At 65.8% G+C, this 13030-nt stretch carries 14 protein-coding genes; 5 read left to right on the forward strand and 9 right to left on the reverse strand.

Annotation, left to right across the window (positions count from 1 at the left end; genetic code table 11):
* Window positions 1-79 precede the first annotated feature (79 nt).
* Window positions 80-1093 carry a type I glyceraldehyde-3-phosphate dehydrogenase gene (locus tag AC1Y2B_RS11750; protein WP_482253279.1) on the reverse strand — a complete coding sequence of 338 codons (1014 nt, stop codon included), beginning with the start codon at window positions 1091-1093 and terminating at the stop codon, window positions 80-82.
* A gap of 164 nt (window positions 1094-1257) precedes the next feature.
* Between AC1Y2B_RS11750 and rpe the strand changes: the two genes are divergently transcribed.
* A complete protein-coding gene (rpe, locus tag AC1Y2B_RS11755; protein WP_482253280.1) occupies window positions 1258-1944 on the forward strand; it encodes a ribulose-phosphate 3-epimerase in 687 nt (228 codons plus the stop codon).
* Window positions 1945-1976: 32 nt separating this feature from the next.
* Here the strand turns inward: rpe and AC1Y2B_RS11760 are convergent, their stop codons facing one another.
* Genes AC1Y2B_RS11760 through AC1Y2B_RS11770 form a run of 3 tightly spaced genes read right to left on the reverse strand, consistent with a single transcriptional unit; the run spans window position 1977 to window position 5172 of the window.
* Window positions 1977-3287, reverse strand: coding sequence for an aspartate aminotransferase family protein (locus AC1Y2B_RS11760; RefSeq protein WP_482253281.1), 1311 nt, complete (start codon window positions 3285-3287; stop codon window positions 1977-1979).
* A 2-nt stretch (window positions 3288-3289) separates the two neighbouring features.
* Window positions 3290-4279 carry a phosphotransferase gene (locus tag AC1Y2B_RS11765; protein WP_482253282.1) on the reverse strand — a complete coding sequence of 330 codons (990 nt, stop codon included), beginning with the start codon at window positions 4277-4279 and terminating at the stop codon, window positions 3290-3292.
* A 44-nt stretch (window positions 4280-4323) separates the two neighbouring features.
* Window positions 4324-5172: an endonuclease/exonuclease/phosphatase family protein gene (locus tag AC1Y2B_RS11770; protein WP_482253283.1), complete on the reverse strand. Its 849-nt coding sequence runs from the start codon at window positions 5170-5172 to the stop codon at window positions 4324-4326.
* Between the two features lie 258 nt (window positions 5173-5430).
* On the opposite strand from AC1Y2B_RS11770, the gene AC1Y2B_RS11775 reads away from it, so the two are divergent.
* Window positions 5431-5637 (forward strand): cold-shock protein, encoded by a 207-nt coding sequence (locus AC1Y2B_RS11775; RefSeq protein WP_477999107.1) that lies wholly within the window; start codon window positions 5431-5433, stop codon window positions 5635-5637.
* A 135-nt stretch (window positions 5638-5772) separates the two neighbouring features.
* Window positions 5773-6876 (forward strand): alpha/beta hydrolase family protein, encoded by a 1104-nt coding sequence (locus AC1Y2B_RS11780; protein ID WP_482253284.1) that lies wholly within the window; start codon window positions 5773-5775, stop codon window positions 6874-6876.
* A gap of 40 nt (window positions 6877-6916) precedes the next feature.
* On the opposite strand, the gene AC1Y2B_RS11785 is transcribed toward AC1Y2B_RS11780, so the two are convergent.
* From AC1Y2B_RS11785 to puuE, 3 genes are all read right to left on the reverse strand, one after another.
* Window positions 6917-7399: an ureidoglycolate lyase gene (locus tag AC1Y2B_RS11785; protein ID WP_482253285.1), complete on the reverse strand. Its 483-nt coding sequence runs from the start codon at window positions 7397-7399 to the stop codon at window positions 6917-6919.
* Window positions 7400-7550: 151 nt separating this feature from the next.
* Window positions 7551-8381 carry a bifunctional allantoicase/(S)-ureidoglycine aminohydrolase gene (locus AC1Y2B_RS11790; RefSeq protein WP_482253286.1) on the reverse strand — a complete coding sequence of 277 codons (831 nt, stop codon included), beginning with the start codon at window positions 8379-8381 and terminating at the stop codon, window positions 7551-7553.
* The gene (gene puuE, locus AC1Y2B_RS11795; protein ID WP_482253287.1) at window positions 8378-9793 is read right to left on the reverse strand and encodes an allantoinase PuuE; all 1416 of its coding nucleotides are present in this window, start codon (window positions 9791-9793) and stop codon (window positions 8378-8380) included. Before puuE ends, AC1Y2B_RS11790 begins: the two co-directional genes overlap by 4 nt.
* A 139-nt stretch (window positions 9794-9932) precedes the next feature.
* Between puuE and uraH the strand changes: the two genes are divergently transcribed.
* The gene (gene uraH, locus AC1Y2B_RS11800; protein WP_482253288.1) at window positions 9933-10292 is read left to right on the forward strand and encodes a hydroxyisourate hydrolase; all 360 of its coding nucleotides are present in this window, start codon (window positions 9933-9935) and stop codon (window positions 10290-10292) included.
* Window positions 10293-10295: 3 nt separating this feature from the next.
* On the opposite strand, the gene AC1Y2B_RS11805 is transcribed toward uraH, so the two are convergent.
* Window positions 10296-10652: a hypothetical protein gene (locus AC1Y2B_RS11805; protein WP_482253289.1), complete on the reverse strand. Its 357-nt coding sequence runs from the start codon at window positions 10650-10652 to the stop codon at window positions 10296-10298.
* Between the two features lie 93 nt (window positions 10653-10745).
* A complete protein-coding gene (locus AC1Y2B_RS11810; RefSeq protein ID WP_482253290.1) occupies window positions 10746-11654 on the reverse strand; it encodes a LysR family transcriptional regulator in 909 nt (302 codons plus the stop codon).
* 125 nt (window positions 11655-11779) lie between these two features.
* Between AC1Y2B_RS11810 and AC1Y2B_RS11815 the strand changes: the two genes are divergently transcribed.
* On the forward strand, window positions 11780-13015 hold the full coding sequence (locus AC1Y2B_RS11815; protein ID WP_482253291.1) for a urate hydroxylase PuuD: 1236 nt from the start codon (window positions 11780-11782) through the stop codon (window positions 13013-13015).
* The last annotated feature ends 15 nt before the right edge of the window (window positions 13016-13030 follow it).

The following is a 13030-nucleotide window of genomic DNA, read 5'->3' on the forward strand; positions in this document are numbered from 1 at the left end:
ATTCGGGGACTGGGGCGGGAAAGGACGGACGTCTTACCCGTGTGCCTTCTGTCGCGAGGCGCGGCAAACGAAAGGGAGGTTACGGCTTGTTCGCGACCGGGGCGCAGGGGAGAACCCCACCCTCCATGCGGAAGGCGACGTCGAGCATGCGGTTGGAAAAGCCCCATTCGTTGTCGTACCAGCCGAAGACGCGCAGCATCCCGCCCTTGGTCACCCGGGTTTCGGGCAGGGCCATGATGACGCTTTCAGGGCGGGCACGGAGGTCAGAGGAGACGAGGGGGGCGGTGGTGGTGCCGATAACGCCGCCTGCGGCGGTGAGGGCGGCGTTGACTTGCGCTGCGGTGGGGGTATTGGCCAGCATCACGGCCAGATCGACCGCTGACACCGATGCTGTCGGCACGCGGACGGCGGAGGCTTCGATGCGGCCAGCGATCTCGGGCAGGACCGTGTCCAGCAGGCGCTGGGCCGAGGTGGTGGTGGGTACCATCGACAGGGCAGCGGCGCGGCTGCGGGCATAGTCCGCCGCCGGGGCGTCGGTCGTGGGTTGGCTGCCGGTGTAGCAGTGGATCGTGGTCATGCTTCCCGTCACCACGCCCCAGTTCTGATGCAGCAACCGGACCAAGGGGGCCAGCGCGTTGGTCGTGCAACTGGCGTTCGAAACGATGCGCTGCGCGCCAAGGGCGGCCTCGTTCGCACCAAGCACCACGGTCAGGTCGGCGGCCTTGGAGGGGCCGGAGACGAGGATGCGCCGGGCCCCGGCGGTCAGACCGCGCTGGGCCACCTCCAGCGCATCGGCGCGGCCAGTGCATTCCAGCACCACATCGACGCCTGACAGGTCCAGCGCCGAAATGTCCGGCGTGCGGTGCAGGGGGATGGCGCGGCCATCGACCACCAGCGCGCCTTCGGCCAAGGAGACCGTGCCGCGCCACGGGCCGAAGACGGAGTCATATTGGAAGAGGTAGGCGCACATCTCGGCGGCGGCGATGTCGTTGATGCCGGCGATGTCCAGCCCCGGCCACCCTGCGGGGGTCTGCGCCCAGGCCCGCAGGACCGAGCGACCGATGCGGCCAAAGCCGTTGATGAAGATGCGCATGGGTTCCCCTCCGGTTTTGCCGGAATTTGATCATATTGCGAAGGGCGCTGCAATATCAGCCTTGTCGGGGTACATTTGCCACCTGGGGGCCTGTGGCCGTGGGCGGCGGGGCATTGACCGACGGGCCCCGGTCCGGCACATCGGTCGGGTCAGCGGAGGACGCCATGCGCTTTTCACGTCAGGTCAAGATCGCACCGTCCATCCTCGCCGCCGACTTTGCCGATCTGGGGGCGGAGTGTCGGGCAATGGAGGATGCGGGGGCCGATTGGCTGCATGTGGATGTGATGGACGGGCATTTCGTGCCGAACCTGACCTTCGGGCCGGGGATGTGCGCGGCGTTGCGGCCGCATATCCGGGGGGTGATGGATGTGCATCTGATGATCTCTCCGGTCGATGGCTTTCTGGAGGGGTTTGCCAAGGCCGGGGTGGACCGGATGACGGTGCATCTGGAAAGCGGGCCGCATATATTGCGGACCTTGCAGCGGGTGCGGGACTTGGGCTGCAAGGCCGGGCTGGCGATCAATCCGGGGACCGGGATCGAGCCGGTGCCAGGACTGCTGGATGCGGTGGACATGATCGTGGTGATGACGGTCAGCCCGGGGTTCGGCGGGCAGAAGCTGATCCCGGGGCAGATTGCGAAGGTCAGGGCGCTGCGGGCGATGCTGGGGGCGCGGCCCATCCATATTGAGATCGACGGCGGGGTGGCGTTGGAGAATGCCCGCAGTCTGGTCGAGGCGGGGGCGGATGTGCTGGTGGCCGGGGCATCGCTGTTCCGTGGGGGGGCGGCGGAGTATCGCGCCAACATTGCGGCCTTGCGGGCGGCGGCGGAGGGCAGGGGGCCAGCCCCCTGACCCCCGGGATATTTGCGCCTGAATGAAGGGGGTCAGAGGGTCAGCGCGTGATCCAGCTTGTTGAGGAAGATGTCGGCCTCTGACGTCTTCAGCACCAGCGGCGGGCGGATTTTCAGGACATGGCCTTTGGGGCCGGTGGCAGAGATCAGGACCCCGGCGTCGCGCAGGGCATTGACGATGCGGGCGGCTTCTTTGGCGGAGGGTTGGCCGTTTTCAAGGATGTCCTGACCAAGGAACAGGCCGGTGGCGCGCAGAGGGCCCAGGGTTTCATGGCGCTTGCCCAAGGCGCGCAGGCCTTCGGCCATGTGGGTGCCGACCCTGGTGGCGTTGTGCAGAAGGTTTTCACGCTCGATCACCTCCATCACCGCGATGGCGGTGGCGGCGGCCACGGCGTTGCCGCCGAAGGTGTTGAAATAGCGGCCTTTCGCGCCGAACTCGGCCAGCACTTCGGGGCGCAGCACCAAGGCTGCGACCGGATAGCCGTTGCCCATCGGTTTGCCCAAGGAGACCATGTCGGGGATCAGGCCGTGGCGCTGGAACCCCCACCAGTGGGAGCCGGTGCGGCCAAAGCCGGGCTGCACCTCGTCGGCGATGAAAAGGCCTCCGGCTTGGCGGATCGCTTCGACGGCGGGTTTGAGGAAGCCTGCCGGGTCGGCGAAGACGCCGTCGGAGGAGAAGACCGTGTCGACAATCAGGACGGCGGGTTTGATGCCGTGGCGTTTGAGGTCGTCGATCGCCTTCTGCACCTCGGCGGCGAAAGCTTGGCCCAGATCGCCGGTCAGGTTGCTGGGGTCAGGGGCGGGGATGGTGCGGACATGTTGGCCAAGGCTGACTCCCGTCCCAAGCGAAGGGGAGAAACCCGCCACCGCATGGGTGACGCCATGATAGGCGTTCTGCGTGACGATCACCCCGGTGCCTCCGGTCTGGGCGAAGGCGATGCGCAGGGCAAGGTCGTTCGCCTCGGACCCGGTGCAGGTGAACATGACCTGAGAGAGTTCGGGGGGAAAGTGCCCCAGCAGTTTCTCGGCGCAGTCCAGCACGACCTCGTTCAGATACCGGGTGTGGCTGGCATAGGTGGTGGCCTGACGTGCGGTGGCGGCGGTGACGTGGGGGTGGCAGTGCCCCAACGACGCCACGTTGTTGTAGCAATCAAGATAGGCCTTGCCTTGGGCATCGTACAGCCAGACGCCCTCGCCGCGGACCAGATGCACCGGGGTTTCGTAAAACAGCCGGTACGCGGGCCCCAGCAGGCGCTGGCGGCGGGCGATCAGGGCCTGATCCTCGGGCGGCAAGTTGCCCTGACCGGGGACATAGGCGTTCACCATCGTCTCGTCGCGTTTCATCATCAGGTCCACAGGTTGGAAAGGTCGGCGCCCTGCAAGGCGCGCAGGCCGGCAGACGCAGAGGGGACATTGCGCAGGATATAGGGCGCGTTGTCAGGATAGCGGGCGGCGCGGGCCGAGGCGATGGCAAGGGTGGTCAGCATCCGCGTCGCGGTCAGCATCGGGAACAGGCGCTGCTCCAGCGCGGTCAGCGGCAGGGTGGCGTGATAGGCCTGCGCGAAGGCTTGCAGACTTGCCAAGGGGGCGGCGGGGTCGACCTGATAGCTGGCGGCCACCGCCATGTCACAGACCAGCGGCGTTTCCACCATGTCCCCGAAATCCAGCACCCCGGCGATGGCATCAGGATTGTCCGGCTCGGTCAGCAGGTTGTGCGGGTTGAGGTCGTTGTGCACGACTTGCCAGCGGCAGTCCGGCAGATGCGGCAGGACCTTGGTCTCGAACTGATCCAGGGTCGCCTCGCACAGCGGCCGCAGGTCTTCCGCCACATGCGGCAGCAAGGGGCGCAGGCGGGCGGCGTGGCGGATGTCCCATTGCAGGTCCTGGCCACCGGCGGGGTCGTGGAAGCCTTGCAGGCCAAGCGACAGTCGCGCCGCCATGCGCCCGATGGCCGCGCGCTGGGCGTGGGATTTCGGCGCAAGGTGAAGGGGGTGACCCTCCAGATAGGTCAAGACGCGCAGAAGGCCATGGTCCGTCGGCACCTCGGTCGCGCCGGACACCGTGCGGACGACGCGGGGCACCGGCAGGGCCGTAGCTTCCAGATGCCGCAGGGCCCGGGTCTGGAAATGGGTCACCGCAGCAGGCTCTGCCGGGTTGGCGAGTTTCACGACATACCGGCCCCGATCGCTGCTCAGCCGGAAGTTCAGATCGCGCTCCGAGGTCAGCGGCGACAGCGTGCCGGTCAGACCCCAATGCCGGATCACCAGCGCCAAAGCCTCATCTGCCGCCAGCACGGGCGGCGGGGTGGTCAGATTGGCGCCAAGTGTGGTGGACATGGGATCCCTTTTTGCCGCCATCAAGGCGAAGCGGGGCGCAAGTGTCAACCAAGCTCGATCCACAGCGGGACATGGTCAGAGGCGATTTCGTCGGTGTCGGCCCAGGCGCGCTGGACGCGGGGCGCAAGGTCGGCGCTGACAAAGGCGTGGTCCAGCTGGCGCAGGCGGCGTTCCCCGGCGATGATCTTTTCATGCGTGTGCAGGCGGGTGCCGGTCAAGGCCACGGCATCGACCAGACTGTCGGCATAGCGGGCACCGGGGTGATAGGGCGCCTGACCGGTCAGGCGCAGATATTCCGCGCTGCCCGGCTCCATGTTGAAATCGCCCAGCCAGATGGTGGATGTGGGAAAGGGCGGCTCGGGCTGGCTTTCGGTCCAGTTGCGGGACGGCTCGTCATCGGTGCCGCTCCACGGGCCGGACTGGTAGGGAAGTGTGCGCAGAACGTCGATCTGGGCCAGACGCTCTTCGACGCCGACATGGGCAAGGTGCAGGGAAAACACCCGCAACGGGCCGCAGGGCGCGGCGACCACCGCCTCCAGCGCGCAGGTCTGGGTGTTGATCGGGTCCAGCATGCGGCGCAGCGGCAGCAGGTGGGTGCGGCTCCAGACAATCGGCCAGCGCGAGAGAATCATCGGGCCGAACTGGCGGCGGCGGTTGCGGTCGGTGGGGGTGGCGGCGTCCATGTCGAAGCCTGCACCGAAGACCATATGGTGGTCCGGCAGCATTTTGGCCAGAAGCGCGGGCTGATCCTGAAAGCCGCTGCGCGACCAATGGCGGTCCACCTCTTGCAAGGCGGCGATATCGGCGGATTTCACCACACCTGCGGCGCGCGAAAGATCATGGCGGTCATCGCGGCCAGAACCGTACTGGATGTTGTAGGAAAGCAGTCGCATGGCGGCTTGGCCTCTAGGGGTGGGGGGCGCTGGACGCAATGGGGGCGGCGTTTTGTAGGCTCTGTCAAGGCCGCGCGCCCGCGATGACCGGGCTTTCTTTTCCCTCAGGGGTTGCTTTTGAAGGGGAATAGGCGCATGTGGATCAGGCGAACCGCTAATTATCGACCCTGTCTGGCTACGGCTGCAGCTTTCGATCTTGATGTGACTGCGCCGGGCCATCGCATTCCTGCGGATGGCAGACAAACAGGAGTACACACGATGGCCAAGGGCACCGTGAAATGGTTCAACGCAACTAAAGGTTTCGGCTTTATCGCTCCGGAAGGCGGCAAGAAGGACGTGTTCGTCCACATTACCGCCATGGAACGCGCTGGCATCCGCCAACTGGCTGACGGCCAAGCCGTGACCTTCGACATCGAAGCTGGCCGTGATGGCCGCGAGTCGGCGATCAATCTGGCGCTGGCATAAGCTTTTCGCTGCGGGCTTCGGCCAGCGGCAAAGGGTTTTGGAAAGGGGTGGCCGAAAGGCCACCCCTTTTTCGTGTGCGGGCTGGATCTTGGCGCGGCGTGGCCTAAGGTTCTGCCACCCCCGGAGAGCCTGACCATGCATGATAACCGCATCGACCTGATCCGCCCCGACGCGCCCGAGCTTGCCTGGCCCGGGCCGCATCCGGTGGGCGTCAAGACGCTGAAGCTGGTCAATCCGGACCAGGCCGATGTGCTGTCGCAGGGCGTCACGGACCGGCATCTGGTGGTGGAACTGTGGTATCCGGCGGTGGAGCATACGGTTCCCGGTGGCACCTATCGCACGCTGTGCCGCGATGGCCGGACTCCGGTCACCCTGCACGGCCGCGCCGCGCGGGACGCAGTGCAGGCGTCCGGGGATTTCCCGCTGGTGATCCTGTCGCACGGTTACCCCGGCAACCGGATGCTGATGAGCCATCTGGGCGAGGCCCTTGCCTCCAAGGGCTATCTGGTGGCCAGCCTTGATCATCCCGAAAGCACCTATGGCGATCCGGCCTTTCTGGGCGGGCAAGCTTTCGCCTCGACCCTGGTGAACCGGCCCTTGGACACGGCTTTCGTGGCGGGGGCGCTGGCGGCCAAGGCTTACGCGATCATCGGCTATTCGATGGGCGGCTATGGGGCATTGGTGGCCGCAGGCGCCTCGGTGGCCGAAGCGACCCTGACAATGCCGCGCGGCGGCGGGCCCTGGATGGCGCGGCACCGGGCCGCACAGGCGGACCCCAGGCTGAAGGCAATCGTGCCGATCGGGCCCTGGGGGCGGCAGTATGGGGTCTGGGACGCCGCCGGGATGGCAGGCCTGTCGGTGCCGATGCTGCTTCTGGCGGGCAGCCTGGACGAGGTGTCAGGCTATGCGACGGGGATGCGGAAGATATTCGACGAGGCGGTCGGGGTGACCCGTCATCTCTTGACCTTCGACGGGGCGGGCCACAATGCGGCGGCGCCCTATCCGGCACCGCAGGAAAGCTGGGCGGCGGTCGATTGGCTGCCCTTCGTGCCGTTTGAGCATTATGCCGACAAGGTCTGGGATACGGTGCGGATGAACAACATCGCGGCACATGCCATCACGGCCTTTCTGGATGTGCATCTGAAAGGGCAAGGGGCGCAGGGGCGCTATCTGTCGGCAGACTTCGCAGGCTTTGCCGAGGGCACCGCGCGCGGCCTGCGGTGGGAGACCTTGCCGTGACAGGGACGCATTGCACGCCTGCCTTGGGCCCCGCCTGCCATTACCCCGCGACGGTAAAGGCAGACGGGTAGCGGTATTCCTCCAGATTGGCACTGGGGCCGATGCGGTCGACCACGGCGAACAGGCCGGGGCCCTGCAGCGGGGTCAGCACGCCGTGCCAGGTGCCGCGATGCAGGTTGATGCCCTGCGCCCCGTTGGTCAGGAAGGCGCGCGGTGTGGCCTGCGGCCCCTGCGAAACGATGACGAGGAACGGATGCTCGGACATCGGGATAAAGGCCTGGCTGCCCTCCGGGTGACGCTCGATCAGGTCGAAGCTGTAGGGCAGGGCGCGCGGCACCGCCTTGAAGATCGAGATGCCGGGCCGGTTCGCAGCGCTGACCTCGGGCGCGGTATCAATCCGGGCGCGGTCGTGGTGACGTTGGCAAAGGCCGGCGTTGATCAGGCGAAAGTCGCCGGTCGCGTCAAGGACGTCGCCGAACGGGGCGAAGGCCGCGGCAGTGAGGGGTTCGGTCTGGAGGATCATGCGGGTCTTTCTGGGCAGGCGCCGGGGGTTTCACACCCCCGGACCCCCGTGGGATATTTGGACAAGTATGAAAGGGGGCGGCGGCCGGGGTGATCCGGCCGCGACCTTGCAGCGGGGCAGGAGAGGCCAAAGGCCATGGTGGCGGCCCCAGTTACCGGCCCAGAACGCCGCGCAATTTGGCATGGCGGTTGACGTCCTTGTACAGCAGGTAGCGGAACGGCCCCGGTCCGGCCGCATAGCAGGCCTGCGGGCAATAGGCGCGCAGCCACATGAAGTCGCCCGCCTCGACCTCGACCCAATCCTTGTTCAGCTTGTAGACCGCCTTGCCTTCAAGGACATAAAGCCCGTGTTCCATCACATGGGTTTCTTCGAACGGGATCACGCCGCCGGGCTGGAAGGTCACGATGTTGACATGGGCGTCATGGCGCAGATCGGTCGGGTCAACGAAACGGGTGGTGCCCCAGCGCTCGCCCGTGTCGGGCATCCAGCGGATGGGCGTGTCCTGCTCGTTGGTCACGAAAGCCTCGGGGGCGGCCACGCCCGGGGCGGGTTCGTACAGCTTGCGCAGCCAGTGGAAGCGGGCCGGGCTGGCACCCTCGGCCAGCAAGGTCCAGCGGGCGCCCGCCGGCAGGAAGGCATAGCCGCCGGGGGACAGATCGTGGCCCTGACCGTTGATGGTGATCGTCGCCTCGCCATGCGTGACGAACAGCCAGTGTTCCGCGCCCGCCTCGGCATCGGGCGCGTCAGAGCCGTGGCCGGGCTGCACCTCCATCACATATTGGCTGAAGGTTTCGGCAAAGCCCGACAGCGGCCTTGCGATCAGCCACATCCGCGTGCCGGTCCAGCCGGGCAGATAGCTGACCACGATGTCGGAAAAACAGCCCTTGGGAATGAAGGCATAGGCGTCGGTGAAGACGGCCCGCTGGGTCATCAGCGCGGTTTGCGGCGGCAGACCGCCGGTCGGGGCGAAATATCCGGTCATGGCAAAATGTCTTTCAAGCGGAGGGCGGCGATACGTTCCACCTGGGCGCAGGCGGTGGCGAATTCGGTGGCGGTGTCGTTGGCGAGGCGCGTCTGGAATGCCGCGAGGATCGAGGCCTTGGTGTTGTCGCGCACCGCGATGATGAAGGGGAAGCCGTGTTTGGCGACATAGTCGGCGTTCAGCCGCTGGAAGGTGGCGCGCGCGTCATCCGTCAGGGCATCCAGCGCCGCACTGGCCTGTTCCGCCGTGCTTTCCGGCGTCAGGCGCCGCGCCGCTGCCAGTTTGCCGGCAAGGTCGGGGTGGGCTTGCAACACGCCCAACCGCGCCTCGGGGCTGGCCGAACGGAACATCCGCGCCAGCGCATTGTGCAGACCCGCCGCACTGTCATGGGCCGGCCCCAGCTCCAGATCAAAGGCGCGCTCGGCGATCCAGGGGGAGTGTTCGAAGATGCCGCCGAACCGGGCTGTGAACCGCGCGCGGCTCATCTGGCTGGGGCGTTCGATGCGTTGGTGCGGGTGGTGGGCGGCCCAATGCTGCGCAATCTCGATCCGGCGGGCGAACCAGACGTCCTTGTGCATGCGCGCATAATCCAGAAAGCGCTTCAGCCCCGCGATCTTGCCCGGCCGCCCGATCAGCCGGCAGTGCAGGCCGACCGAGAACATCTTCGGGCTTCCCGCCTCGCCCTCGGCATAAAGCGTGTCGAAGGTGTCGCGCAGATAGGTGAAGAACTGCTCCCCCTCGATATAGCCCGGGGCGGTGGCAAAGCGCATGTCGTTGGCTTCAAGCGTGTAGGGCAGGATCAGTTGGTCCCGCGCGCCCACCTCGCGCCAATAGGGCAGATCGTCGTCATAGGTGTCGGAAATCCAGTCGAACTGCCCGGTCTCTGCCGTCAAATCCACCGTGTTGACCGAGCAGCGCCCGGTGTACCAGCCGCGCGGCGGCTCCCCCACCACTTCGGTATGCAGGCGGATCGATTCCGCGATCTGGCGACGCTCCTCCTCCGGGGCCATGTCGCGGTGATCGACCCATTTCAGCCCGTGGCTGGCAATCTCCCAGCCCGCCGCCTTCATCGCCGCCACCTGCTCGGGGTTGCGCGCCAAGGCGGTCGAGACGCCATAGATCGTCACCGGAATCTCCATGCCGGTAAACAGCCGGTGCAACCGCCAGAACCCGGCGCGGGCGCCGTAATCATAGATTGATTCCATGTTCCAATGGCGCTGACCGGGCCACGGGGCCGCCCCGGCGATGTCGGACAGGAACGCCTCGGACTGGCCATCGCCGTGCAGGATGTTGTTCTCGCCGCCCTCTTCGTAGTTCAGGACCAACGAAATGGCGACTTTCGCGCCACCCGGCCAGGCGGCATCGGGCGGGGTTTGGCCGTGGCCACGGAAATCTCGGGGGTAACGTTGCATGGAACACCTTGGGCTGACAGGCTCAGACTATGCGGGATAGACAGGGTCCGGTATCAAATAAAGCCGGAAAGTGATTTGCCCCGGCATGGGGGTGCGGCGGTCCGCCGATTGCGGCAAGCTGCGGAAAATGGAGGCGATGATGGCGGATGGCTGGCTGACCACACATGTTCTGGATACTGCGCGCGGCGTGCCTGCGGCGGGGGTGAAGATCATGCTGTACCGGGTGACGGGCAACAGCCACACGCTGATCGCGCAAACCGTGACCAATGCCGATGGCCGCAGCGATGCGCCGCTGCTCAAGGGCAAGGACTACCGCGCCGGCGGGTATGAACTGGTGTTCTGTGCCGGCGACTATCTGCGCGCCACCGGGCAGGTCGCGGGCGAGACGCTGTTTCTGGATCAGGTGCCGATCCGCTTCGGCATCAGCGACGAGGGCGCGCATTACCACGTGCCGCTGCTGCTGTCGGCCTTCGGCTATTCCACCTATCGCGGCAGCTGACCCCTAACCGCCGCACTTGACCGAACCGGTCAGCCATTGGCCGTTGGTGCAGGTGTAAAGCCAGCCCGACGAGTTGCACTGCGTCGCCCCGTCAGGGGAACAGGCCGCCATCGGTGTGACGCCGCCGTTGTAATAGCCACCCTGCTGCGGCGGGTTGACGTAAAGCCCGTACAGGCTTTCGACAAAGTAGTCGTAATCCATGCCACCGCCATAGATCTGGTAGGCATTGTCGATCTCGTTGGAGCAGACATAGCTCCACTGGTCAAAGGACATGCCGGGCGGCGGCGGGTTGCAATTGGCCAGGGCGGCACCGCAAGACCCAAGCAGAACGGCAAGAACGGCAAGGACAAGGCGCGACATGGCGGACCTGCGCAAATACGGAAACAATGCCCAAGTCTAGGGCCGCGGGGCCGAGTCTGGCAAGAAATGCTTTGTCCCGATGCCCTGCGGCGTTCAGGCGCGTTTGATCGCCTCTTTGATCCGGGCCACCATGAAATCGGTGAACAGGCGCACCTTGCTGTCCTTGGCGCTGCGCTGCTGGCTCAGCAGCGACAGCTGCGTTGGCAGCGGCGGGGTGGCGGTGGCGACCGGAACCAACCGCCCGCTGCGCAGGTGATCGGCAATCTCGAAAGCCGGTTTCAGAACGATGCCGCGCCCGTCCAGCGCCCAGCCGGTCAGCACATCGCCATCATCGGACTCGAAAGGCCCGGTGATTTCATAGCGGCGCGGGCCCTCGGCGGTTTGCAGGGTCCACTGGAACTCCTTGGCCCCGGGAAAGCGCAGGTTCAGGCAATCATGCCGGTCGCGCAGCAGCGCCTCACCGTCGGTGGGCATGCCCCGGCGGGCGATATAGTCCGGTGCCGCGCACAAAAGCCGCGGGCAATCGGCGATCAGACGCACCTTGAGGGTGGAATCCTCAAGAATGCCCAGATGAAACGCCACATCCAGCCCCTCGGCCGTCAGGTCGATCACCCGGTCCGACAGGCGCAGGCGCACGTCAATCGCCGGGTACTGGTCCTTGAAGGCCGGCACATGCGGCGCGATGAACCGCCGCCCGATGCCCAAAGGCGCCGCCACGAACACCACCCCCCGCGGGTTCTGCGCGGTTTCCATCACCGAGGCCTCGGCCTCGTCAATCGCCTCCAGCACCTTCTTGGCGCCGTCAAAGAAGATCCGGCCATTTTCCGTCGGCTGCAGGCTGCGGGTCGTGCGGTTGAACAGCCGCACCCCCAGATGCTTCTCCAGCTCCGAGATTCGCGCCGAGGCCACGGCAGGCGAGGTCCGCTGATCCCGCGCCGCCGCCGACATTGACGACAGTTCATAGACCCTGACGAACATGCGTAAATTGTTGACATAGGACATGGGGCAGGCGGTCCTTCGGGCGGTTTCGCCGGTTCTTTTGCCAAAGTTGAAAGTGATCCGGCATTTGACGGATTAACAGAAGAGTGCGCCCCGGTATAGGTTCTTGAAAACACGAGGGAACCGCGATGTATGACTGGGTAGTGCTGTGGGATTGGGTGATGATTGCCGTGCGCTGGCTGCATGTCATCACGGCGATGGCCTGGATCGGCTCCAGCTTCTATTTCATCGCCCTTGACCTTGGCCTGCGCCGCGATGTGCCCCTGCCGCCGGGGGCCAATGGCGAAGAGTGGCAGGTCCATGGCGGCGGCTTTTATCACATCCAGAAGTATCTGGTCGCCCCCGCAGCCCTGCCGGACCATCTGATCTGGTTCAAATGGGAAAGCTACACCACCTGGCTGTCGGGCTTTGCCATGCTGGTGCTGGTCTACTACATGGGCGCGCAGTTCTTCCTGATCGACCCTGCCGTGATGGACCTGACGGTCTGGCAGGCGGTGGCCATCTCCCTCGCCTCGCTGGCCTTCGGCTGGGTCGCCTACACCACCATCTGCAAGGTCTTCGTCAACGCCAACCAGACGGCGGTGATGGTGGCCCTGTTCCTTGTGCTGGTGGCGATGAGCTACTTCTACGTCCATGTCTTCAGCGGCCGCGCCGCCCTGCTGCATCTGGGGGCCTTCACCGCCTCAATCATGTCGGGCAACGTGTTTTTCGTGATCATGCCTAACCAGCGGATCGTGGTGGCGGATCTCAAGGCCGGTCGCACGCCGGATGCCAAATACGGCAAGATCGCCAAGCAGCGCTCCACCCACAACAACTACCTGACGCTGCCGGTCATCTTCCTGATGCTGTCCAACCACTACCCGCTGATCTTCGCGACCCCATACAACTGGATCATCGCGTCTCTGGTCTTCCTGATGGGCGTCACCATCCGCCACTGGTTCAACACCCGCCACGCCAAGAAGGGCAGCCCGCACTGGACATGGGCGGTGACCGGCGTCTTGTTCCTGATCATCGCCTGGCTCTCCACCGCCACGATGTCTCACCCGGCCGAGGATGCCAAGCTGCAAGGCCCCGCGCTGATCTATGCCTCCTCCACCGGTTTTGACACTGTGGTGACCATCATCCAGGGCCGCTGTTCGATGTGCCACGCCCGTGAACCGGCCTATGACGGGATCAACTACGCCCCCAAGGGTGTCGTTCTGGAAACCCCCGCCGACATCGCGCGTGAGGCGCGGCGGATCTACGAACAGGCGGGCCTGACCCACGCCATGCCGCCCGCGAACCTGTCGGGCATCGAACCGGCCGAGCGTGACGCGATTGTGAAGTGGTTTCGCGGCGCAGGTGTCGCGGGCCTCGACGGCTGAGCCTTTGATTGTGCC

The organism is Stagnihabitans sp. (assembly GCF_964946895.1).